The following is a 22,060-nucleotide window of genomic DNA, read 5'->3' as shown; positions in this document are numbered from 1 at the left end:
GGCGACAATGCGGCGGCAGAGATTGCCGGGATGGTAAAGATGCCGCGCCCTGGGCTCCGCGCAGTCAGCCAGCCCTCTCAGCCCCGGTCTGCCAGCGCCTGTTCCAGCACCCGGACAATCGCCTCCGGCGCTTCTTCCGGCAGCATGTGGCCAAGCCCGGGCAGCACGCTGAAGGCAAAGCTTGCCGGCAGGGCCGGCGGCTTCGGACAGGGCAACACATTGTCCTCTGTGCCCCAGATCACCGCCACCGGCATGGCCAGAGCTGCCAGCGCATCGCCCGGCAACACCCCCTGCCCCTGATCCGGCCCGTCCGGGAACATCGCCTGAAGCGTCTCGTCCAGCGCCTCGAGCTGACCGGGCCTTGAACGGGCCGCAACAAAATGATCAATCACCGCCTGCGGGGTAACGAACCCCGACGCCGACATTTCTTCCAGACAGCCGCGGATCTCCGCCTCGGATGTCGCCTTGGCATAGCGCGAAAGCAGCCCGGCATTGATGGCCTTGGCAATACCGCCCGGTGCCACCAGCGTCAGCGACTGAACCCGGTCGGGCGCGCGCATGGCGATCAGCGCTGAGACCGCGCCACCCATCGAATGGCCAGCCAGATGAAAACTCTCGACACCCGTCGCATCCAGCCCGGCAAGGATCGCCTTTGCCATCCGCCCGGCGCCACCACGCCCCTCGGCATCAAGCGAGCCGCCATGGCCGGGCAGATCCACGGCAATGATCCGGGTGGTTGGCGGCAATGCCGCCTTGACCGCATCCCAGGCCGAATGATCGCCGCCAAAGCCGTGCAGCAGCACCAGCGGCGTGCCGTTCTCGGGTCCCGAAAGTTCCATCTGAAGTCCGGTCACGGCTCTCTCCTCGTGCATGCACAAAAGCAAACCGCCGCGCTTTTGTTGCGCGGCGGTCCGGTCAGTTCATCTCAACCCTTGGATGCGTCAAGCACCCGGTTGGCCGCCGACACCACCGCTTCCAGCGATGCCGCGACGATGTTGGTGTTGACGCCCGCGCCATAGAGTTTGCCGACCGGCGTTTCCATCTGCATGTAGCAGATCGCCGCCGCGTTCGAACCGTGCTGCATCGAGTGCTCGGAATAATTCGCCACCGTCAGCTCGATGCCGAGATAAGCACACAGCGCGTTGACAAAACCGTCGATCGGCCCGGTGCCGCGGCCCTCGATGCGCTTTATCTCGCCATTGTCGGTGATCTCGGCCGAAACCACCCGCACGCCCTTGTTGGCAGGATCGGTATGGGTGTGATGGTCGACAAAGCCAAGCCGCGCGCCGGGCTGGCTGACATAGAGCTCCATGAAGCTCTCATGGATCCGCTTCGGCGGCAGCTCGACGCCCTCCTCATCGGTGATCCGCTGGATTTCCTCGCGGAATTCCACCTGCAGCGCCCGCGGCAGATCCAGCCCGTAATCCTCCTTCAGGATATAGGCGATGCCGCCCTTGCCCGATTGCGAATTGATCCGGATGATCGCCTCATACGAACGCCCCACATCGGCCGGATCGATCGGCAGATAGGGCACTTCCCACTCCGGCTTGTTGGCCTTGCGGATCGCCTTGATACCCTTGTTGATCGCATCCTGGTGCGAGCCGGAAAACGCCGTGTAGACCAGCTCACCCACATAGGGATGCCGCTCGGGAATTTTCATCTCGTTGGAATATTCAAACACATCCTTGATCCGCTCGATATCCGAGCAATCGAGCTCCGGATCGACCCCTTGGGTGAACATGTTCAGCGCCAGCGCCACCACATCGACATTGCCGGTGCGCTCGCCATTGCCGAACAGCGTGCCCTCGACCCGGTCGGCGCCCGCCATCAGCCCCAGCTCGGTGGCGGCAATGCCGGTGCCGCGGTCATTGTGCGGATGCAGCGACACCAGCACGTTCTCGCGGTTGGTGATGTTGCGGCACATCCACTCGATCTGGTCGGCATAGATGTTCGGCGTCGCCATCTCCACCGTCGACGGCAAATTGAGGATCAGCTTGTTGTCTGGCGTCGGCGCGATGATGTCGATCACCGCATTGGAAATCTCCAGCGCCACTTCCAGCTCGGTGCCGGTAAAGCTTTCCGGCGAATACTCGAAGCGGAAATCGCCGCCGGCCTTCTCCGCCATCTCCTTGATCATCTTCGCCGCATCGACGGCAATCTGCTTGATCCCGGCCACATCCTTGTCAAACACCACCCGACGCTGCAGCTCCGATGTCGAATTGTAGAAATGGATGATCGGCCGGTTGGCGCCCTCAAGTGCCTCGAATGTGCGGGTGATCAGCTCCGGCCGGCACTGCACCAGCACCTGCAGCGACACATCATCAGGCACGCCGCCTTCTTCCACGCACCAGCGGGCAAAATCAAAGTCCGTCTGCGAGGCCGACGGAAACCCGATCTCGATTTCCTTGAACCCCATGTCGAGCAGCAGCTGGAACATCCGCGCCTTGCGGTCATGTCCCATCGGGTTGATCAGCGACTGGTTGCCATCGCGCAAATCCACCGAGCACCAGATCGGTGCCTTTTCAATGCGCTTGGACGGCCAGGTCCGGTCGGCAAGATCAATCAACGGATAGGCGTGGTATTTCTGCGATGCCGTCGGCATGCCCTTTGGTCCGGATACTGTGTGTGCGGTCATGATCGTCTCTCGTTTCCTGGCCCTGGCCCGGCGTCGCAATGAAGCGGCGTCCACAGGCACTCTAGGCCGTCATGTTGCATTCAGGAAAAAATGTAAAGTCGCGAGAGGAGCAGCGTCGCCGGCGGGTTCGACCGCCGGACGCTCCTCAACGAGCCCGACGATCGCCGCTAAGTGCGAGAAGTAGGCCGCCAAGACGCGCACACGAAACCGCCGCCGCGGTGAAGCGGGCTGGTGATGATGTGACTGGGCACGTGCTCGGGTTCATGCGGAAAAGATAGCCGCGGCGGGGTGGGTTGGCAAGGGGGATGATATCATTCGATTTGCTTAAGGATTAGAATAAATTGGAATAAATGTTACGCTTACTACCTTTCCGGCAGTGTAAATCATGAGCATTCCTCTCAAGCACCATTTTGTTCCGTCGTTCTTCCTAGAGCGCTGGGCTGCGCACGACGGGAATTTGATTCAATTCAGCAGACCGTTTGGACCTGAATTAAAAAGCAAACCGGTCCATCCAAATGCAACGGCTTTTGAACTTCGTCTCTATTCCATAGGCGGACTGCCTGACGATTTGGCGCAAGAAGTTGAAACTGAGTTTTTTTCACTAGTCGACTATCAAGCAGCAGAGGCTCTTCAGCGATTGGAAAAAGGGGAAACCCTTGAAGGTAAGCCCCGTAGCGCGTGGGCAAAATTTCTCTTCACTCTCATGACACGAATGCCCTCTGATATTCGTCAATATAAGCTAATCTCAGATCAACTTGCTGAACGTATTTTGCCAAAGTTCAGAATTTTTTATGATGAATATATGCAAGCATCTGAAACCCGTGATTTTGATGAGCTTGTTAATCAAGTAGCCGCAAATTTCACAAATCGCTCAATACTAAAAATGCGTTCAATCATGAACAACAGGCACCACATAGATGCGATCTCCGCATTCGAGTGGAAAGTTATTGACACTTCAAGCGCTCGGCATGAACTTCTAACATCTGATCGTCCAATTATTCACACGAATGTATTTGGCCATGCGCATAGCCATATTGTTTTACCAATCGGCCCGAATAAAGTATTTTTGGCAGCAAAAGACAAAATATCGTAATTACCCACCCCCTTGCCATGCACCACAATGTCTGAATCCATGATGATATGGATCGGACTGATTTGCAGCAGCTGAGCAAGGACGAATTGATCGAGATGGTGCTTCGGCTCCAACGGCCTGCCAAGGATTCTCGGACGTCTTCCAAGCCGCCCTCTACGGACAAGAAAGAGAAACGCGTCAACTCACGACCGGGTGGAGCCAAGCCCGGGCATGAACCCCACAATAGGGTGCTGGCGGATTTTGCCGACATGTTTCGCGATCATGAACCGACCGCCTGCAAGAGATGCGGCCATGCGTTTTCCGGTGATGATACGATGGTGCTGGCCGGGGCCTATGACGAGATCGATATTCCTGCGATCCGTCCTCATGTCACCCGGCATCGGCGTTTTTCCTGTCATTGCCCGCAATGCGGCACGACGACAAAAGCCACCGCACCTGCCGTGGCAACCGCAACGCCGTTCGGGCCAGGCATTCACGCGCTGGCGATCTACCTCAAGAGTTTCCATGCATTGTCTTACGAACGCCTGAGCGGTGTGTTCATGGATATCTTCGGCCTCCATGCGAGCGAGGGCGCGATCATGAACATGTTTGCCCGCTCCCGTCCGAGCTTCCAGGCCACAGCACAGGCCGCCAAGGCCAGCCTTCGAGCCGCCCGCGTTGTCGCCAGCGACGAAACCGGTGTGCGTATTGAGGGCACAAATGCCCAACACTGGGTTTTTCATTGCAAGGATGCCGTTGTCCACCAGCCCGATTACTCCCGTGCAGCACGGGTCGTTCACGAGACCATGGGCGGCCATGTCCCCGAGGTATGGATATCTGATCGGTATTCAGCCCAGCAATCTCACGGCCATCGACATCAAACCTGCCTTGCACATTTGGCGCGTGATACAGCCTTTGCGCTGGAACATGGCGAGGATGATCTCCCTCTTCGCTTCCAGCTTTGGTTTGGCCGTGTGTTTGATTTCGCCAGAGCCATAAGCACATTCGCTGCGTCTACCGTCGCAAGCAAGAAGCGCAAATTCGATAAACAGCTTGCCGGGCTTCTATGCGCCCCGACTTCATGCGACCTGGCCCAAAAGCTCCAGGCCAAGATCGGGCGGGCCCGCGATCAGCTGCTGACGTTTTGCGACTATCCCGGAGAAGTCGATGTCACCAACAACACATCTGAGCGAAAGCTCCGTCCATGGGTCATTCAGCGAAAGGTGACAAACGGATATCGCGCCATGTGGGCCGCCCAAGCCGAAGCGAACATACGCACGACAGTCGATACCGCACGCCTCAAAGGCGCAAACCCCTTCCAGGTCATCGCATCCGTCCTGGCATAGGCCGGTAGAAGAACCGGAAATCACGAATTCAGGGGTGGGTAATTACAGTTTGGTTTCATAAAAAATCACATAGGTACTAACAACACCCCATCTATTCTGGACATCATGAAAAGCGTGTTCGAAGGCGAACTCGAAAAATTCGACGATATGAATTTTACAGATATACCCATGAAGGACGACTATAGCTGAATTGAAAGACTATCGATCTACTTTCCTAACAGACGATTCAACTCTGCCCCCATCCCCTCAAAATCCTTCACATTCTCCGTCACGAGCGTCAGACTGTATGGCCTCGGCTGCGGACGACAATGACATTCATCGGATACCTCCACCTCCCGTCATGCCGGACTCCCATCCGGCATCCAGCGCGATCAAGTCCTTGATCGCAAATGACTCATTCACGGCGCAGACGCGCCGTCGCTGGATCCCGGCTCAAGGCCGGGAAGACGAGGTCCGGGAAATCACAGTCCACTCCGTCCTCCATCCCATCAAAAATGCGTCCGGTTCTCCCTTAGGAACAACAGACCATAGGGTCGGCAACTGCCACCAATGACCGCGTTCATCGGCATCCCCTCCACCCGTCACCCCGGACTTGATCCGGGGTCCAGCCACCGCGCGTCTGCGCGGTGAGAGGCTCCTTCGAGACATGCACAATAGCGTCGTCCGGCTCGCCGACGCTCGCCTGCTGGATCCCGGTTCAAGTCCGGGATGACGGAGGAGAGAGGGGCGCCTAAAAGGCAGGCATCGGCGGATGAGGCAAATACCAGCCCCACTGTGGCGACCCTCAAAACTTTTGCGAGCAGGCGCATGTCATGCAATCATGGCGGCATGCGGAAGGGCTATGTCTATATCCTTGCCTCAAGGCGCAATGGCACGCTCTACACCGGCGTGACCAGCGACTTGCCCGGCCGCCTGTATGAGCACCAGAACAATCTGACGCCGGGCTTTGCCTCGAAATACGCTGTGAAAACGCTGGTCTGGTTCGAGGAGCATGACCTCGTGACCGACGCAATCGCCCGCGAAAAAGCCATCAAGAACTGGCCCCGGCAATGGAAAATCGATCTGATCGAGACAATGAACCCGGATTGGGATGACATTGCCCACTTTCTCCATGGTCTTTGAGCTATCGGCTTGTGTCGTCTCCATCCCCCCGTCATCCCGGACTTGATCCGGGATCCAGCCACCGCGCGTCCGCGCGGTGAGAGACTCTTCCACGTGCTGAACAGAATTGGTCTTCCGGCTAGCGGACGCTCGCCTGCTGGATGCCGGATCGGGGTCCGGCATGACGGAATGTGAAGCCACCACGCTCCCCAATCTCCCCCCTTGCGGGGGAGATGTCGCCGTAGGTGACAGAGGGGGGTGACGCCGCAAACACCGAAGCCGGATCAATACCCCCCTCTGCCCTGCCGGGCATCTCCCCCGCGAGGGGGGAGATCGGACGCCGCAAACTGCGCCAGATTACGGGAACATTGCCGCACCCCGCCCTCAACAATCCCAACCCCTTAGCCAAAACCCGCCCCCTTTTCATCCCCACCTTCCGCCCCCATGCCATACTTCGTCCGCTCCCGCTGCCGGATGGAACGCGAACGTGTCGGACCAGGCGGGAGGAAGGCCTTTCGGGATCTGCGGTAACGTGCGGCAGGTCGCGGGAGGAGGCGGAGGCCATCGGGGTTCCGCTGGCGGGCGGTCGGGTTCGACCGTGCAAAGCCAGCCACCGGGCCGGCACCCGTTTTCGCGCCACAGTGGCGGCAGGAAACGGAACATCCGGTCCGGGCCTGTGGCGAACATGACGGGCCCGATGCGGCGCGTCAGGGTCCGTGCCGGAACGTCGAGAACCACTCCCACGGTCTGCCCTGATCGCGGCCGGAGCAATCCGGGCGGGAACCTAGTGGATAAGCCACTCCCGCGAGTGCGAGGCGCCGTCTGTCGGATGCGGACATCATCCGGCGATAATCGGGCCGTGCGCGGGGTGCGCCACCGTTTTTTACATTTCCAGAGGCAAAGCCCGCGTGCGGCCCTCCGGACTTTACGATGATCGAAACCCGCCGGCGGATTATCGCCCGCGGGGGATTTGGCGTGGAGTCAGGGGACAGTTTACTTTCGGCACCGCGCCCAAAAGGAAGCACATTGCCAAAAGTAAACTGTCCCCGACATAGCGCGACATGCAGCCCAGTCCCCTTTTTCACCAAATTCCCGCTTCAGCCCTTGCCTATGACCCCGGATTTTCCTAATTCCCCCTGACGCATGATCCCCGGCAGAGCCGGACCCGCGCGAACCCACCGCTAGCATGCGCCACCCCTCCCCCCATGACCGGGATGCCCCAGACCAGGATGGATGAGACCGTGATCCAGACCCCCTATTATCTGATCGACAAGTCAAAGCTGCTGATCAACATGGACAAGATCGCTCATCTGCGTGAGGCGTCCGGCGCCAAGGCGCTGCTGGCACTCAAATGCTTTGCCACCTGGGGCGTGTTTGATTTCATGGCCGACTATATGGATGGCACCACCTCGTCGTCACTCAACGAGGTGCGGCTCGGCCGCGAAAAATTCGGCAAGGAAACCCACGCCTATTCGGTCGCCTATGCCGATCACGAGATCGACGAAGTCGTCTCCCACGCCGACAAGATCATCTTCAATTCCATCGGCCAGCTCACCCGCTTTGCCGGAAAGGCCGACGGTATCACCCGCGGTCTGCGGCTCAATCCCGGCGTCAGTTCCTCCACCTTTGATCTCGCCGACCCGGCACGGCCCTATTCGCGGCTGGGCGAATGGGATCTCAAGCAGGTAGAGCCGGTGATGGATATGATCTCCGGCTTCATGATTCACAACAATTGCGAAAACGGCGATTTCGCGCTGTTTGACCAGATGCTCGGCAATATCGAGCAGAAATTCGGGCCGCTTCTGAAAAAGGCTGAATGGGTCAGCCTCGGCGGCGGCATCCATTTCACCGGCGAAGACTATCCGCTCGATACATTTGCCGAGCGGCTGAAGCGCTTTTCCGGCGAATATGGCGTGCAGGTCTATCTCGAACCCGGCGAAGCCTCGATCACCAAATCGACCACGCTGGAAGTCACCGTGCTCGACACGCTGTTCAACGGCAAGAACCTCGCCATTGTCGACAGCTCAATCGAGGCCCATATGCTGGATCTCTTGATCTACCGCGAAAACGCCAAGATCGAACCAAACACTGGCGATCAGCGTTACATGATCTGCGGCAAGTCCTGCCTCGCCGGCGATATCTTCGGCGAGTTCAATTTCCCGGCCAAACTCTCCATCGGCGACCGGATATCGGTCCAGGACGCCGCCGGATATACAATGGTCAAGAAAAACTGGTTTAACGGCGTGCAAATGCCGTCAATCGCCATCCGCGAGCTGGATGGCAGCATCAGAACGGTCCGTGAATTTGATTACACGGATTTCGAACACAGCCTCTCCTGAGGCATCTGACGATTGGACATAGGAGTTAGTCCCCCATCATGAAGAAGAACGTACTCATCATCGGCGCCGGCGGCGTCGCCCAGGTCGTCGCCCACAAATGCGCCCAGAACAACGACGTGCTCGGCGACATCAACATCGCCTCGCGCACCAAGGCCAAATGCGACGCCATCATCGCCTCCATTGGCGAGAAGAATGCCATGAAGACCGACGGCGTGCTTGCAGGCCATGCGCTCGACGCCATGGACATCGAGGCCACCAAGGCGCTGATCAAGGCGACCGGCTCCAACATCGTCATCAATGTCGGCACATCGTTTTTGAACATGTCGGTGATGCGCGCCTGCATCGACACCGGTGCGGCCTATATCGACACCGCCATCCATGAAGAGCCGGGCAAGATCTGCGAAGCCCCGCCTTGGTACGGCAATTACGAATGGAAACATGCTGCCGAATGCGCTGAAAAGGGCGTCACCGTCATCCTCGGCGCCGGCTTCGATCCGGGCGTCGTCAACGCCTATGCCGCGCTGGCCAAGAACGACTATTTTGACACCGTCACCGATGTCGACATCGTCGACATCAACGCCGGCAGCCACGGCAAATATTTCGCCACCAATTTCGACCCGGAAATCAATTTCCGCGAGTTCACCGGCGTGGTCTATTCGTTCCAGAAGGGCGAATGGCAGACCAACCAGATGTTCGAGATCGGCAAGACCTACGACCTGCCCGTCGTCGGCCCGTCAAAGGCCTATCTCTGCGGCCATGACGAAGTCCACTCGCTGGCCAAGAACATGGACGGCGCCGATGTGCGCTTCTGGATGGGCTTTGGCGATCACTACATCAACGTCTTCACGGTGCTGAAGAACATCGGCCTGTTGTCGGAACAGCCGGTCAAGCTCGCCAATGGTGATGAAGTCGTGCCGCTGAAAGTGGTCAAGGCCTGCCTTCCCGACCCGGCATCTCTCGCTCCCGAATACACCGGCAAGACCTGCATCGGTGATTTCGTCAAGGGAACCAAGAACGGTCAGGAACGCGAAGTCTTCATCTACAACGTCGCCGACCACAAGGACGCCTACAATGAAGTGGGCTCGCAAGGCATTTCCTACACCGCTGGCGTGCCGCCGGTCGCCGCCGCCATGCTGGTCGCTACCGGGCAGTGGGATGTCAAGAAGATGGCCAATGTCGAGGAACTCGACCCCAAGCCGTTCCTCAACATCCTCAACCACAACGGCCTGCCAACCCGCATCAAGGACGCCGACGGCGACCGCGCGCTGGACTTTTCCTGACGGTCTGAGGCCGACCATGAGTGAGTAAACATCGAGCCCCCGCTGGTAAATCCGGCGGGGGCTTTTTTATGCAACGCAGCTGCCGACGGCATGAAAATACCCCCCATATCTGACGGTAAGACATTAAAGCCAATGCATATGTTTCAGGGCTTTATCACGATTTCTGGTCGTTGCGACCAAACCGAAACCTGCGGGGTTGCAGAGTGAAGCTTGATTTTTCAGCCGCCGGCTGGGCCAAGGTCATCGCCGGGACCGTGTTCGGCACGGCCTTCTGCATCGCCATGGCATTCTTCGTCGATTCCTTCAATTTCCACAGCATGACGGATTCTCAATTCCGCTATTCGCTGATGGTCAACACCTTGTTGCCCACCGGACTGGCAGCACCGCTGTTGTTCCTGCTGCTCTACAAGATGCGGCAATTGGCGATCGCCCACCACGAGATCAGCATCATCGCCTCGACAGACAGCCTGACAGCGGTTCTCAATCGCGGCGCCTTCAAGATGCTGGTCGACGCCTATCTCCAGCAGGCGATGCGGCAGCCAGCACAGAACGCCGGAGCATTCCTGGTCATCGATGCCGACCATTTCAAATCGATCAATGACCGCTTTGGTCACCAGAAGGGTGATGTCGCGTTGAAGATCATTGCCCAAACCATCCAGGGTTCACTCAGGCAAGGCGATATCGTCGGACGGATCGGCGGCGAGGAATTCGGGGTTTTCCTGCCAAAAACCGGTCTCGAGCAGGCACTTCATGTCGCCGAACGCATTCGGATGCAAATCGGCGAAGTCGAATTTCCACCCGACACCATGTCGCACAGCCTTTCCGTCAGCGTGGGGGGCGCGGCATTCGGGCGAAATGCCGATTATGATGATCTGTTCCGTGTCGCCGACAAGTGCCTTTACTCGGCAAAGGCCGGCGGTCGTAATCAGGTCATATTCGAGCGACTGGTGGCTTAAAACCTCAACAGAGGGCCCCTAAACCGGAGGCACCGCCAGCATCGATACAACCTGCATCTTTACCTGCTGCAATCCCGGTTTCAATGTCGCATGGCTGTTAGCTCCATTGCGCTGACCAAGGCCTTTTTATGCGCGCGCAGCGTCTGCGGCGGATGCCGGGCACCAAAGAACACACCCCCCATAACTGACGTCGAGACATTAAAGCTAACGCATATGTTTCCGGGCCTTATTGCGATTGCTGGTCATTGCGGCCAGATCGAAACTTGCGGGGTGCAAGAGTGAAGCTTGATTTTTCAGCCACCGGCTGGGCCAGGGTCGTGGCCGGGGTTCTTGGCGGCACAATTTTCTGCATTGGCGCGGCGATGTTTATTGCCTCCTTCAGGTTTCACGAAATGTCTGAAGCGCGATTTCGCTACTCGATGATGGTCAACACCTTCCTGCCGATGGGACTTGCAGCACCGGCACTCTTCATGCTGCTCTACAAGATGCGGCAATTGGCGATGGCCCACCGCGAAATCAGCATCATCGCCTCGACAGACAGCCTGACAGCAGTGCTCAATCGCGGCGCCTTCAAGATGCTGGTCGACGCCTATCTCCAGCAGGCGATGCGGCAACCGGCACACAACGCCGGAGCGTTCCTGGTCATCGATGCTGACCATTTCAAAGGGATCAATGACCGCTTTGGTCACCAGAAGGGTGATGTCGCGTTGAAGATCATTGCCCAAACCATCCAGGACTCACTCAGGCAAGGCGACATCGTCGGGCGGATCGGCGGCGAGGAATTCGGCGTTTTCCTGCCAAAAACCGGCATCGCGCAGGCCCTCACAGTAGCCGAACGTATTCGTCTGCAAATCAGCGAGGCCGAGTTTCCGCCGAATGCCAGATCGCACACCCTTTCCGTCAGTGTAGGGGGCGCGGCTTTTGGTCGAAATGCCAATTATGACGATCTGTTCCGAATTGCCGACGAGTGTCTTTACTCGGCAAAGGCCAGCGGTCGCAATCAGGTGATATTCGACAGCCTGGCGGCGTAAGACCTCGCCAGGGGCTCTCCGGTCGTCGGTCGCTTAAGGCGCCCTGTGCCTGTAGACCAACACCTCCGGGCCGGGACGCTCCGCATCGAATTCCAGCACAGCGCCCAGCCGCTCGGCCAGTTTGCGCGAGCGGTGATTTTCAGGATCAATATGGCTGACCAGCGTCTTCAGACCCCGAACATTGAAGCCCCAATTGCGCAAGGCCAGCGCTGCTTCCGACGCGTAACCCTTGCCCTGGGATGCCGGGTAAACCAGCCAGCCGAGTTCATGCTCGGGAAACAGCGGTCCGTGATTGATACCGACCTGACCGAGACATTGCCCGCTCTTCCGGTCTTCGATCATCAGCGCACCCACACCCAGCAGATACCATTGCGCCAGATCATGACAGAACATCCCCCAGGCGTCCGCCAGAGTATGCGGCCCCTCCATGAACACCGCGTGATCGGACATCATCAGGCCCGCATAGGCCGGCCAGTCCTCCATGGTCTGTGGCCTGAGCAGCAGTCGGTCGGTTTCAAGTGTTGGTATCAAGGGGCTGGTCTCACAAATTTTGCGGCAGCGGATGCAAAACAGAATCGTTTTTCCCCACCCATGCCATAGAATGCTACCCTATAACGCTGTATTGAACCCATGACATCCCTTGCAGGGCAGTATCCGTACAGCGACTGATATCTGCCAATGCAGCTTTTAGGGTCCCGGAGCATGAAAGCCACAATCGATGACGCGTGATTATTCAGCGTTCCTGCCGTCAACAGCCAAGGGCGAGACCCCGAAGCCACCGGTATCAGCCCTGCAAAGCCTTGGCTGGCAGCCCTTCTTCGCCCAGCAGATCAGCATTGACGAGATGACCGAAACTCCCCCGGTCCGGGTCACCGAGGTGCACCGCAGCGGTTTGCGCGTGCTCGGAGACAACATCGACATGGTGGTGCCGCCACGTGTCGACGCCACCGTGGGAGACTGGCTGCTGCTCAATCATGAACTGCCAAGCGCAAGCCGGTTGCTGGAGCGCAAGAGCCTGATCAAGCGCCGCGCTGCCGGCCATGACCGCTCCATTCAGCTGATCGCCGCCAATATCGACACCGCATTCATCGTCACCTCCTGCAATCTCGATTTCAACGTCGCCCGGCTGGAACGTTACGTCGCGCTCGCCTTCGATGCCGGCGTGACCCCGGTGATCCTGCTGACCAAGTCGGATCTGTGCGAAGACCCCCGCGCATATGTCGAGGATGCCGAGACCATTTCCGACGATGTCGCGGTGCTGACGCTCAACGCCAAGAGCGACGAGCCGAAATTGAAACTGGCGCCCTGGTGCAAGCCGGGACAGACGGTCGCATTCCTTGGGTCTTCCGGCGTCGGTAAGTCAACACTAACCAATGCGTTGTCGGGAACCGAATCCGCCGCGACGCAATCCATCCGCGACGATGATGCCAAGGGCCGCCACACCACCTCGCACCGCCAGCTTCACATCCTGCCCGATGGCTGCGCCGTGCTCGATACGCCCGGCGTGCGCGAGCTTCAGCTCACCGAGGCCGAAGCCGGCGTCGCCGAAGTGTTTTCCGATCTCGATGCCCTGTCGCTGCAATGCCGCTTCAACAATTGCACCCATGTCAGCGAACCCGGCTGCGCGGTGCAGGCGGCGCTCAAGAGCGGCACGATTGACGAAGCGCGGCTGGCGCGCTGGCGCAAGCTGGTCGCCGAAGACCAGCACAATACCGCAAGCCTTGCCCAGAGACGCTCCAAGGACAAGGCGTTTGGCAAGATGATCAAGCAGGCCAAGAAGCACAAATCCAAATAGGTAAAAAAAGATCCCGCAGGCTCTCGCCAGCGGGGTCGCATTCAGGTCAGATCGAAAACCGGATCAGATTTCGCTCTGGCTGGTGATGATCTTGCCCACCAGACCATATTCCTTGGCGTCTTCGGCCGAGAGCCAGTAATCGCGGTCGGTGTCGGCGGCGATCTTTTCCACCGTCTGGCCGGTGGCCTTGGCGAAAATGGCATTGAGCCGCGCATTCATCTTGATGATCTCGCGCGCCTGGATCTCGATATCCGAGACCATCCCGCGGGTGCCGCCCGATGGCTGATGCAGCAGGAAACGGGTGTTGGGCAGGCAGAGGCGCTGCTCCTTGGGAACGGACACATAGATCAGTGCACCAGCGGAAGCAACCCAGCCAGTGCCGATGATCCAGACTTTTGGCTTGATGAAGCCGATCATGTCATGGATCGAATCGCCCGATTCAACATGGCCGCCCGGTGAGTTGACGAAAATCCGGATGTCATCGTCGCTGGCGGCAGCCAATGCAGCCAATTGCGCGCAGACCTTGTGCGCCAACTCCTGGGTGATGCCGCCATAGATGAAGATCGAACGCGATTTGAACAGGTTGGCTTCCGCTTCCTTGCCCAACGGCAGTTCTGTCGTCTTTTCGTCTTCGTCGCTCATAAGCCAGTCTCCGTGTGATTGCATGCTTCGCAGATAGTACGATACGGCGCGCGAAACAATGGCGCATTCTCAAACGAGCAAACGGCGCAACGTGAAAACGCTGCGCCGTTTGGAAATTCATTGTCACCTGCGGAGCTTGGATCAGCTCCTGCAGGTACCATTTGGCCGGGTGTCAGCCGCGTGCCACGGCCTTGTCGCCAGCCTGTTCAGGCCGCGGACGACGGTCGTTGCGGCGACGCCGCGACTTGGCCGGCTGGTCGCCATTCTGGTTGGCGCCGGTTGCCGGCTGATGCCGGTTGGCTGCAGGGGCACCGGCTTGCTGGCCATTGGCGGGCTTGCGGCCCTGCGGCTTGCCTGCGCCCTGGTTCTGACCGGGACGACGGCCCTGGCCTTGTGGCTTGGCGCCCTGCGGCCGTGCATCCTGGCGCGGACGCTGGGTGCGGTTGAGCGGTGCAAAATCGCCATCGGGATCAGCCAGCGCATCGACATAGGTGCCTTCCGGCGCCTTTTCGACGTTGATGGCTACCTTGAGCAGCTTTTCGATATCACGCAGCAGCGAGCGTTCGTCCGGTGCACAGAAGGTCACGGCCGTGCCCTCGGCGCCGGCGCGCGCGGTGCGGCCGATACGGTGAACATAGACTTCCGGCACATTCGGCAGTTCGTAATTGATCACCAGGCTGACGCCGGGAACGTCAATACCGCGAGCGGCAATGTCTGTGGCAATCAGCACAGGCACGGTGCCGGCACGGAAGCCTGCAAGCGCACGTTCGCGCTGGCCCTGCGACTTGTTGCCGTGAATGGCAGCACCGTTGATGCCGTCGGCTTCAAGCCGCTTGACGGCCTTGTCGGCGCCGCGCTTGGTGCGGGTGAAGACGATGACGCGTTCGCCCTTGCGGTCACGGATCAGCGATGCCAGTGCACCAATCTTGGCAGCTGTCGGCATGTGCATCACCGAATGCTCAACCCGGTCGGCCGTCTTCTTGGCCGGGATCACCGACACTTCAGTCGGGTTCTTCAAGTGACGCGAGGACAGCTCGCGGATTTCCTTGGGCATGGTTGCCGAAAACAGCAATGTCTGCCGCGCAGCCGGTGTCATGGCGAGGATGCGCTTGATTGCCGGCATGAAGCCGATGTCGAGCATCTGGTCGGCCTCATCAAGCACCACCACTTCGATTTCGTTGAGCGACACGGCACGCTGCTCGATGAGATCCATCAAACGGCCCGGGGTGGCGATAAGAATGTCAACGCCGCTGGCCAGCGCCTTGATCTGCGGGCGAACCGACACACCGCCAACCACAACGGTCGAGGTCATATTGAGCTTGCGGCTGTAGTCCTTGACGCTGCGGGCGATCTGGGCCGAGAGCTCGCGGGTTGGCGACAGGATCAGCGCGCGGGCTTTCTTCGGCGCGGCAGGCTTGCCTGGTGCCAGACGGTGCAGGATCGGCAGCGCAAAGGCTGCGGTCTTGCCGGTGCCGGTCTGTGCCAGGCCGATCACGTCGCGGCCCTCGAGCACCAACGGTATCGCCTGCACCTGGATCGGTGTCGGCGTTGTCAGGCGCAGGCCATCAAGCGTGTCGAGAATGGTCTTGGAAAGACCGAGTTCGGAAAACAACATGTAATAACTTTCAGATTTTTGGGCATACGTCTGTGCATGCGCTTGAGCGCTGCAATTCGCGGACCATGCCCGATCACAAAATATCCGCCGGCTACGGGAAAACCGCAATCGGAGGAGTTCGGGTTGGGCGCATCGCCGCTGGCCGACGCGAAAATTTAAAGGTGGATGTTAGGGGAAGTCAGAACACGCTAATCAACGAAGACGCGTGCAGCGGCCGAATGGGCCCCTATCCAGTTGCGTCCTTAGGCCTGACAATTGCGGCCATGTCAAGGCGCGCAGAGAGGTTTCTGCTGCGCCGCAGCAAACTTGCCTAACGTTTTTAAGGCTCTTTCCGCTCAACTGCGATGTTGGCGGCAACACTGCGAATGGACTTTCCGGGCGTCAGGGCAATCGCCGAGATAACGATGACACAGGCGATCCACTGGGCGCCGCCGACGGGTTCACCAAAGGCGAACCAGCCAACCAGAAACATGGTAGGCAGTTCGAAACTGCCGGCTATTGCCGTCCTGGCTGTGCCGATGACAGGTGCTGCCACGGTATAGAGCAATTGCGGCACAAGCGCCGAGCCGAAGGCGATGCCGGCCACCAACCACCAGCCTGACACAGTAACCGGCAACAGTGCAGCAACCGGCGTCGCCACCATCAGCGGCAAGAGCCCGAGCACCGAGCCAAGGCTGACGCAGGCGATGCGCACCACCGGTTTGAGCACCGTTAGCTTGTGCACCAGCACATTGATACCGAACCCGAACCCCAGCGGAGCAGCCAACGACAAAACAAGCGCCGGAACCTGATCAGGGGTGATCGCACCGGGCGACGTGGCGAGCGCAGCCGCCGCGACAATCATAAGGGACGCCAGAATGGCCCGCCGAGACGGTGTGTCGCCGAACACCAGCCAGGCAATCATCAATGTGAAAACCGGATAGGTCATGTAGAGAACACCGACGGTCGACACCGGCGCAATTTCGACAGCACGAACATAGCCGATCCAGCCAACCCCCATGCTGACACCGGCGACGATACCCCACAAAAGTGCAGTCCATCGAGCCCTGGCCCGCCATACGAAAGGCAGAAGCACGGTTGCCGCAAAGGCATAGCGGTAAAAGGCGATGGAGTGCGGCGCCATGCCTTCAGCTGTCAAACTGCGTGCGAAATAGGGAACGAGACCAAAGCCTACCGAAGCCGCGATCACGGCGAGCGTTGCAAGTCCGGAGCCAATGAGATGCGGGTGGTCGATATGCTCTGCGCTCATGTCGTGTGAGTATCAGTCAGCATTGCAGCGGGCAATCCGCCTCGAACGAGGCGCAGGCAGCACCGCCAAAGACTGAACGCCGCGAAAAGGCTTGGAGAACCGCCCTTGCTGCCGATAGCATCACGACAAACGATTCACATGAGGAAAATCGGATGAACATCGAGATGATCCGCGCTGCGCAGGCCCGGCTGGAAGGCCATGTCCGGCGCACGCCTTTGCTCAGCTCTCCATTCCTTGACGAGATGGCAGGCCGGCGCGTCTGGATCAAACCTGAGTGCCTGCAACACACCGGCAGTTTCAAGTTTCGCGGCGGCTGGTCAGCGGTATCGGGGCTGGATCCTGATGCCCGGGCGCGCGGCGTCATAGCCTTTTCCAGCGGCAATCACGCACAGGGCGTGGCGCTGGCGGCACAGCGCCATGGTGTGCGGGCGATCATCGTCATGCCTTCGGATGCACCACAGATGAAAATCGACAACACGCGGGCTATGGGCGCCGAGGTGGTTCTTTTTGACCGCGCGAAGGACGACAGGAACGCGATTTGCGCCCGGCTGTCGGAAGAGCAGGGCCTCACCCTGATCGTGCCCTATGACAATCCCCTGGTGATTGCAGGCCAGGGAACCTGCGGGCTGGAAATCGCCGAACAGGCCGCAGCGGAGGGCATCACCAAGGCGGATGTCCTGGTTTGCTGCGGCGGCGGCGGCTTTACTTCCGGAGTCGCGCTGGCGCTCGAGGCAGATGCCCCGGAACTGCGGGCACGCCCGGTGGAACCAGAAGACTTCGACGACATGGCCCGCAGCCTGGCGTCAGGCCACATCGAGCGCAACAGCCGCCTCTCCGGCTCCCTTTGCGATGCGATCATCACCCCGCAGCCGGGAAACCTGACCTTTCCGATCGTGTCGCGGCTTGCCGGCCCGGGCTTGGTGGTAACCGAGGACGAAGCGCTTCACGCCATGGCAGTTGCTTTCTCCCGGCTCAAGCTTGTCGCTGAACCCGGCGGTGCGGTCGCGTTGGCCGCAGCTCTTTTCCACCCCGACGAAATCGAAGGCGAGGACGTGATCGTCACGATTTCCGGCGGCAATGTCGATACGGCTGTGTTTCGCATGGCATTGGACAGATTTGGCGGCTGACGGCTTCACCTCTGAGAGCGGCGCTCAGCCCAGCAGGACGCCTTCATCCTTGGCCTTGTGGCCGGGCTCGACGTGAATGATGACCTGAACGCCTTCCACTGCCTGTTTGAGCGCTGTTTCCAGTCGGTCGCAAATTTCATGCGAGTGCTCGACCGTCATCTCGCCATCTACCACCAAGTGGAATTCAACGAATGAGATCCGGCCCGCCATCCGGGTGCGGATATCATGGGCCTCTATGGCGCCATCGGCTTCAGCCTTGATGATCTCATGGATGCGCAACTCATCAACGGGATCAATCGCCCGGTCCATCAACCCGTCAACAGAGGACGCAATCACCTTCCAGCCCTGCCACAGCACATTGAACGCCACGATCAGCGCCAGCAGCGGATCCAGTCGTGGCTGATCAAAGGCTAGCGCCAGACCAAGGCCGACAATCACCCCCACCGAGGTAACAACATCCGAAAGAATATGATGTCCGTCGGCCTGAAGCGCCGGTGACCGATGCCGACGGCCGATGCGCAACAGCACAAATGCCCAGACGCCATTGATGATCGCCGCGCTGCCATTGACCGCAAGGCCCAGCATCGGTGCCTCAATACGCTTGGGCGCCATCAGCCCGCCCACCGCCTCATTCACGATCAGCAACGCCGCCACCACAATCAGCACGCCTTCCAGAACGGCGGAAAAATACTCGGCCTTGTGGTGTCCGTAAGGGTGACCGATATCAGCCGGTTTCTGCGCGTAGCCAATGGCGAAGAAGGCCGCCAGAGCCGCGATCACATTGACGATGGATTCCAGCGCATCGGAATAAAGCGCGATCGAGCCGGTCAGGTGCCAGGCGACAAATTTCAGTCCCATCACCCCGAAAGCCAGGGGAATGGACCAGAACGCCAGATGGCGAATGGTCTTTGAGGCCTGCGGCATCCGGACTATTCCTGAAGCGAAGCGATATAGGCGACAATCGCGTCAACCTGCTCCGGCGTTGCAATGAATTCCGGCATGTCGGGATGACCCGAATAGATCCGGCCATCGGCAAAGGCCTCTTCCAGCGCATCCATTGGAAAGCTGTCGGACAATTGGCGGAAAAGCGGCGCATCCTTGTGCGAGCTGGCGTCGGCTGCGCCAACAGCATGGCATTTGCCGCAATTGGTTTCGACCAATTCCCGGCCCTGGTCAATCTCCGCGGGCTCTTGGGCCGATGCAGGGCCAAAGCCCACGGAGAGGCACAGTGCCAGAGTGACGAAAATGGCCGGGAAAAAGTTCCTGCCGAGTCCGAGGATCTTGGTCATGCCGCTTCCACCTTGTTCCTGCGCGCCAGATGCGCCACCACATTTTCGATCATCCGCATGCCGGCATCCTGCCCCAGTGTCATGATCGATTCCGGATGGAACTGCACGGCCGCAATCGGCAGGCTCTCATGCTCGATCGCCATGATCACCCCGTCATCGGTTTCCGCGGTAACACGGAATTCCTTTGGCATTGTGGCATAATCGGCAAAAATCGAGTGATAGCGTCCGACCGTGACTTCCTTTGCCAGACCGGAAAAGATGATCCCGTCGGGCACGACCCGGATCCGCGACGGTTTGCCGTGAACCGGCACCGCCAGTTCGCGCAAGGATCCGCCGAAACTCTCGGTCAGCGCCTGCAGGCCCAGACAAACGCCAAACACCGGAAGCTCGCGGGCGAGGATTTTCTTGATGGTTGCGGCGCAATCGAAATCCTTGGGCCGTCCCGGGCCGGGAGACAACACCACCAGGTCGGGCGAGACACGGTCGAGCACCGCATCATCGACCGGAGCGCGCACGGTGGTAACCTTGGCGCCGGTCTGGCGGAAATAATTGGCCAGCGTGTGGACAAAGGAATCCTCGTGATCGACGAGCAGGATCGAGACCCCCTCGCCCACCTTGGCGGTTTCCCGGCCAGCAGAACCGGCATTGCCCAGTCGCGCATCGCGGATCGCCGACAGCATCGCAGATGCCTTCAGCTCGGTCTCGGCTTCCTCTTCCTCAGGATTGGAATCAAACAGCAAGGTGGCTCCGGCCCGAACTTCGGCAATGCCATCCTTGATGCGGATGGTCCGAAGCGTCAGTCCGGTGTTCATGTCGCCATTGAAACTGACCATGCCGACCGCACCACCATACCAGGCCCGCGGGCTCTTCTCGTTGTTTTCAAGAAACCGCATCGCCCAGAGTTTCGGCGCGCCGGTCACCGTCACCGCCCAGGCGTGGCTCAGAAACCCGTCAAATGCATCCATGCCGTCGCGCAGACGGCCTTCGATGTGATCGACGGTGTGAATAAGCCGCGAATACATCTCGATCTGACGGCGGCCGATCACCTTGACCGACCCCGGCTCGCAGACCCGGCTCTTGTCGTTGCGGTCAACATCCGAGCACATGGTCAGTTCGGATTCGTCTTTTTTCGAATTGAGCAGTTTGAGAATTTGCTCGGAATCCGAGATCGCGTCATCGCCGCGCTTGATGGTTCCCGAAATCGGGCAGGTCTCGATCCGGCGGCCATTAACCCGGACGAACATCTCCGGCGATGCACCGACGAGATATTCCTGGTTGCCGAGATTGATGAAGAACGAATAGGGCGACGGGTTGATGGTCTTCAGCCGCCGGCTGATTTCCGACGGACGTGCTTCGCAGCGCTCGAAGAAAGTCTGCCCCGGCACAACCTCGAACAGGTCACCGCGCTTGAAGCTTTCCTTGGCGCGCTTGACCAGTTCGGCATATTCACCCGGCGTATGGTCGCCGCGCGCCGGAATGCTGTCAGCCGGTTTGAACGGCTCCGGCACGATTGTCGCGTCCCGTCCCTCGGTGGTCACCCCGTCGAGCGCAAAGTCGTAGCGGTCGATCCAGGCTTTTGCCGCATGGTGGTCGACCACAAGGATTTCATCTGGAAGGAAAAGCAGCAGATCGCGCTGCTCCTCGTCCCGGGTCAGCTTTTGCGGCACCGAGTCGAACTGAAACGCCAGATCATAGCCAAAGGCGCCATAGAACCCGATATTGCCGTCTTCGGCCGAATGAAACAGGTCGATAATGACCCGCAGCACCGAAAACACCGTTGGCGCACGAGAGCGCTCTTCCTCTGAAAACACCCGATCGGGTTCCGCGACATCAATTTTGATGCATTGAGGGTCGCGTTCTGAAATCGCAAATTCCGCATGCCCCTCAAGCCGGCCCGCAAGGATTGATAGCAGGGCTTCGCCGCGGCCATTATAGGCTTCAATGGTGAGCTTGCGCCCTTGCGACGAGATACCAAGCGGTGGATCGACAATCGCCGTATCCCAGCGGGTGTAACGGCCCGGATATTCGTAGTTGGATGAAAACACCGCGCCGCGCCGGCTGTCGAGCGCATCGATGTAATCCGAAATCGCATCCGCATAAGGCGTTTCACGGCGCCGCCGCGTCACCTGCACACCGCCACGCGTCTGATACTGCGCTGCGCTGTCTGAAAGTACCGTCGTGCCCATAGTCAAACTCCGTTTGAACCGGTCCGGATAATTGGCGCCGGCGGGTCAAACAAAAAGCCGCCGGACCTTGAGGTCCCGGGCGGCTTGTTGATCTCTAACGCGCATGCGTGGTCAAGGCCGCCTAGAAGCGAACCCACCACCAATTGTTCTGTGCCACGTGCATCGTCATGACAAAGCTCTTAGCGCAGCCCGGGAAATGCTTCAAGTGGATATGCATGTTTCAGCTATCATCGCTTCCGTGCGCGGCAGGATGTGGGGACGCGACCCACAATGACCAGGCTGCGAAATCGTCGTCTGCGCGGCACATCATTATCGCGGTGAGCTGCATCGACAGAAGGCTTGACATCACCCCCGGCATACACCACATTTTAGCGATGAAGTTGTATCGGACCCATAG

The 22,060-nt window shown here is 59.3% G+C and carries 18 protein-coding genes; 9 read left to right on the top strand and 9 right to left on the bottom strand.

The features are described from left to right. Window positions 1-77: 77 nt before the first annotated feature. Window positions 78-854, bottom strand: a complete 777-nt coding sequence (locus IMCC20628_RS03190; RefSeq protein WP_052766274.1) for an alpha/beta fold hydrolase — start codon at window positions 852-854, stop codon at window positions 78-80. Between the two features lie 71 nt (window positions 855-925). Further along, a complete protein-coding gene (gene leuA, locus IMCC20628_RS03185) occupies window positions 926-2,635 on the bottom strand; it encodes a 2-isopropylmalate synthase (protein WP_047029007.1) in 1,710 nt (569 codons plus the stop codon). A 385-nt stretch (window positions 2,636-3,020) separates the two neighbouring features. Between leuA and IMCC20628_RS03180 the strand changes: the two genes are divergently transcribed. The 7 genes from IMCC20628_RS03180 to IMCC20628_RS03145 all read left to right on the top strand — a co-directional run bounded on the left by IMCC20628_RS03180 (window position 3,021) and on the right by IMCC20628_RS03145 (window position 11,760). Next, window positions 3,021-3,728 (top strand): DUF4238 domain-containing protein, encoded by a 708-nt coding sequence (locus tag IMCC20628_RS03180; RefSeq protein WP_047029006.1) that lies wholly within the window; start codon window positions 3,021-3,023, stop codon window positions 3,726-3,728. Window positions 3,729-3,775: 47 nt separating this feature from the next. Further along, window positions 3,776-5,053: an IS66 family transposase gene (locus tag IMCC20628_RS03175; protein ID WP_047029005.1), complete on the top strand. Its 1,278-nt coding sequence runs from the start codon at window positions 3,776-3,778 to the stop codon at window positions 5,051-5,053. 807 nt (window positions 5,054-5,860) lie between these two features. After that, window positions 5,861-6,175, top strand: coding sequence for a GIY-YIG nuclease family protein (locus IMCC20628_RS03170; protein ID WP_245307868.1), 315 nt, complete (start codon window positions 5,861-5,863; stop codon window positions 6,173-6,175). A gap of 1,220 nt (window positions 6,176-7,395) precedes the next feature. Continuing rightward, the gene (locus IMCC20628_RS03160) at window positions 7,396-8,493 is read left to right on the top strand and encodes a carboxynorspermidine decarboxylase (protein WP_047032211.1); all 1,098 of its coding nucleotides are present in this window, start codon (window positions 7,396-7,398) and stop codon (window positions 8,491-8,493) included. A gap of 38 nt (window positions 8,494-8,531) precedes the next feature. Continuing rightward, window positions 8,532-9,773, top strand: a complete 1,242-nt coding sequence (locus IMCC20628_RS03155) for a saccharopine dehydrogenase family protein (protein ID WP_047029003.1) — start codon at window positions 8,532-8,534, stop codon at window positions 9,771-9,773. A gap of 203 nt (window positions 9,774-9,976) precedes the next feature. Further along, the gene (locus IMCC20628_RS03150; RefSeq protein WP_047029002.1) at window positions 9,977-10,729 is read left to right on the top strand and encodes a GGDEF domain-containing protein; all 753 of its coding nucleotides are present in this window, start codon (window positions 9,977-9,979) and stop codon (window positions 10,727-10,729) included. Between the two features lie 278 nt (window positions 10,730-11,007). Next, a complete protein-coding gene (locus tag IMCC20628_RS03145) occupies window positions 11,008-11,760 on the top strand; it encodes a GGDEF domain-containing protein (protein ID WP_047029001.1) in 753 nt (250 codons plus the stop codon). A 33-nt stretch (window positions 11,761-11,793) separates the two neighbouring features. Here the strand turns inward: IMCC20628_RS03145 and IMCC20628_RS03140 are convergent, their stop codons facing one another. Beyond that, on the bottom strand, window positions 11,794-12,291 hold the full coding sequence (locus IMCC20628_RS03140; protein WP_082127978.1) for a GNAT family N-acetyltransferase: 498 nt from the start codon (window positions 12,289-12,291) through the stop codon (window positions 11,794-11,796). Window positions 12,292-12,478: 187 nt separating this feature from the next. Here IMCC20628_RS03140 and rsgA point away from each other — a divergent pair, with 187 nt between their 5' ends. After that, the gene (gene rsgA, locus IMCC20628_RS03135; protein WP_047028999.1) at window positions 12,479-13,555 is read left to right on the top strand and encodes a ribosome small subunit-dependent GTPase A; all 1,077 of its coding nucleotides are present in this window, start codon (window positions 12,479-12,481) and stop codon (window positions 13,553-13,555) included. Window positions 13,556-13,618: 63 nt separating this feature from the next. Here rsgA and IMCC20628_RS03130 read toward each other — a convergent pair whose 3' ends face one another. From IMCC20628_RS03130 to IMCC20628_RS03120, 3 genes are all read right to left on the bottom strand, one after another. Continuing rightward, complete coding sequence (locus tag IMCC20628_RS03130) at window positions 13,619-14,197, bottom strand: ATP-dependent Clp protease proteolytic subunit (RefSeq protein WP_047028998.1); 579 nt, start codon at window positions 14,195-14,197, stop codon at window positions 13,619-13,621. Between the two features lie 172 nt (window positions 14,198-14,369). After that, the gene (locus IMCC20628_RS03125) at window positions 14,370-15,812 is read right to left on the bottom strand and encodes a DEAD/DEAH box helicase (RefSeq protein WP_047028997.1); all 1,443 of its coding nucleotides are present in this window, start codon (window positions 15,810-15,812) and stop codon (window positions 14,370-14,372) included. Window positions 15,813-16,131: 319 nt separating this feature from the next. Then, window positions 16,132-17,061, bottom strand: coding sequence for a DMT family transporter (locus IMCC20628_RS03120; protein ID WP_047028996.1), 930 nt, complete (start codon window positions 17,059-17,061; stop codon window positions 16,132-16,134). A gap of 152 nt (window positions 17,062-17,213) precedes the next feature. On the opposite strand from IMCC20628_RS03120, the gene IMCC20628_RS03115 reads away from it, so the two are divergent. Next, on the top strand, window positions 17,214-18,188 hold the full coding sequence (locus IMCC20628_RS03115) for a threonine/serine dehydratase (RefSeq protein ID WP_047028995.1): 975 nt from the start codon (window positions 17,214-17,216) through the stop codon (window positions 18,186-18,188). A 24-nt stretch (window positions 18,189-18,212) separates the two neighbouring features. Here the strand turns inward: IMCC20628_RS03115 and IMCC20628_RS03110 are convergent, their stop codons facing one another. The 3 genes from IMCC20628_RS03110 to IMCC20628_RS03100 are packed head-to-tail and all read right to left on the bottom strand — an operon-like array spanning window position 18,213 to window position 21,663. Further along, complete coding sequence (locus IMCC20628_RS03110) at window positions 18,213-19,112, bottom strand: cation diffusion facilitator family transporter (protein WP_047028994.1); 900 nt, start codon at window positions 19,110-19,112, stop codon at window positions 18,213-18,215. Window positions 19,113-19,117: 5 nt separating this feature from the next. Further along, window positions 19,118-19,477, bottom strand: a complete 360-nt coding sequence (locus IMCC20628_RS03105) for a cytochrome c (RefSeq protein ID WP_047028993.1) — start codon at window positions 19,475-19,477, stop codon at window positions 19,118-19,120. Next, entirely contained in the window at window positions 19,474-21,663 is a 2,190-nt protein-coding gene (locus tag IMCC20628_RS03100; protein WP_047028992.1) for an anthranilate synthase, read from the bottom strand. The genes IMCC20628_RS03105 and IMCC20628_RS03100 overlap by 4 nt, the downstream gene beginning before the upstream one ends. Window positions 21,664-22,060: the final 397 nt, after the last annotated feature.

This window comes from Hoeflea sp. IMCC20628, from assembly GCF_001011155.1.
Lineage (GTDB): Bacteria > Pseudomonadota > Alphaproteobacteria > Rhizobiales > Rhizobiaceae > Hoeflea.
The sequence above is the reverse complement of the archived record's forward strand: the minus strand, read 5'-3'. Positions and strand labels throughout refer to the sequence as shown.

Bases quoted from the DNA above. Each gene is read 5' to 3' on its own strand.
- leuA (WP_047029007.1), bottom strand. From the start codon at position 2,635: ATGACCGCACACACAGTATCCGGACCAAAGGGCATGCCGACGGCATCG.
- IMCC20628_RS03180 (WP_047029006.1), top strand. From the start codon at position 3,021: ATGAGCATTCCTCTCAAGCACCATTTTGTTCCGTCGTTCTTCCTAGAG.
- IMCC20628_RS03175 (WP_047029005.1), top strand. From the start codon at position 3,776: ATGGATCGGACTGATTTGCAGCAGCTGAGCAAGGACGAATTGATCGAG.
- IMCC20628_RS03170 (WP_245307868.1), top strand. From the start codon at position 5,861: ATGTCATGCAATCATGGCGGCATGCGGAAGGGCTATGTCTATATCCTT.
- IMCC20628_RS03155 (WP_047029003.1), top strand. From the start codon at position 8,532: ATGAAGAAGAACGTACTCATCATCGGCGCCGGCGGCGTCGCCCAGGTC.
- rsgA (WP_047028999.1), top strand. From the start codon at position 12,479: ATGACGCGTGATTATTCAGCGTTCCTGCCGTCAACAGCCAAGGGCGAG.
- IMCC20628_RS03130 (WP_047028998.1), bottom strand. From the start codon at position 14,197: ATGAGCGACGAAGACGAAAAGACGACAGAACTGCCGTTGGGCAAGGAA.
- IMCC20628_RS03125 (WP_047028997.1), bottom strand. From the start codon at position 15,812: ATGTTGTTTTCCGAACTCGGTCTTTCCAAGACCATTCTCGACACGCTT.
- IMCC20628_RS03120 (WP_047028996.1), bottom strand. From the start codon at position 17,061: ATGAGCGCAGAGCATATCGACCACCCGCATCTCATTGGCTCCGGACTT.
- IMCC20628_RS03115 (WP_047028995.1), top strand. From the start codon at position 17,214: ATGAACATCGAGATGATCCGCGCTGCGCAGGCCCGGCTGGAAGGCCAT.
- IMCC20628_RS03110 (WP_047028994.1), bottom strand. From the start codon at position 19,112: ATGCCGCAGGCCTCAAAGACCATTCGCCATCTGGCGTTCTGGTCCATT.
- IMCC20628_RS03105 (WP_047028993.1), bottom strand. From the start codon at position 19,477: ATGACCAAGATCCTCGGACTCGGCAGGAACTTTTTCCCGGCCATTTTC.
- IMCC20628_RS03100 (WP_047028992.1), bottom strand. From the start codon at position 21,663: ATGGGCACGACGGTACTTTCAGACAGCGCAGCGCAGTATCAGACGCGT.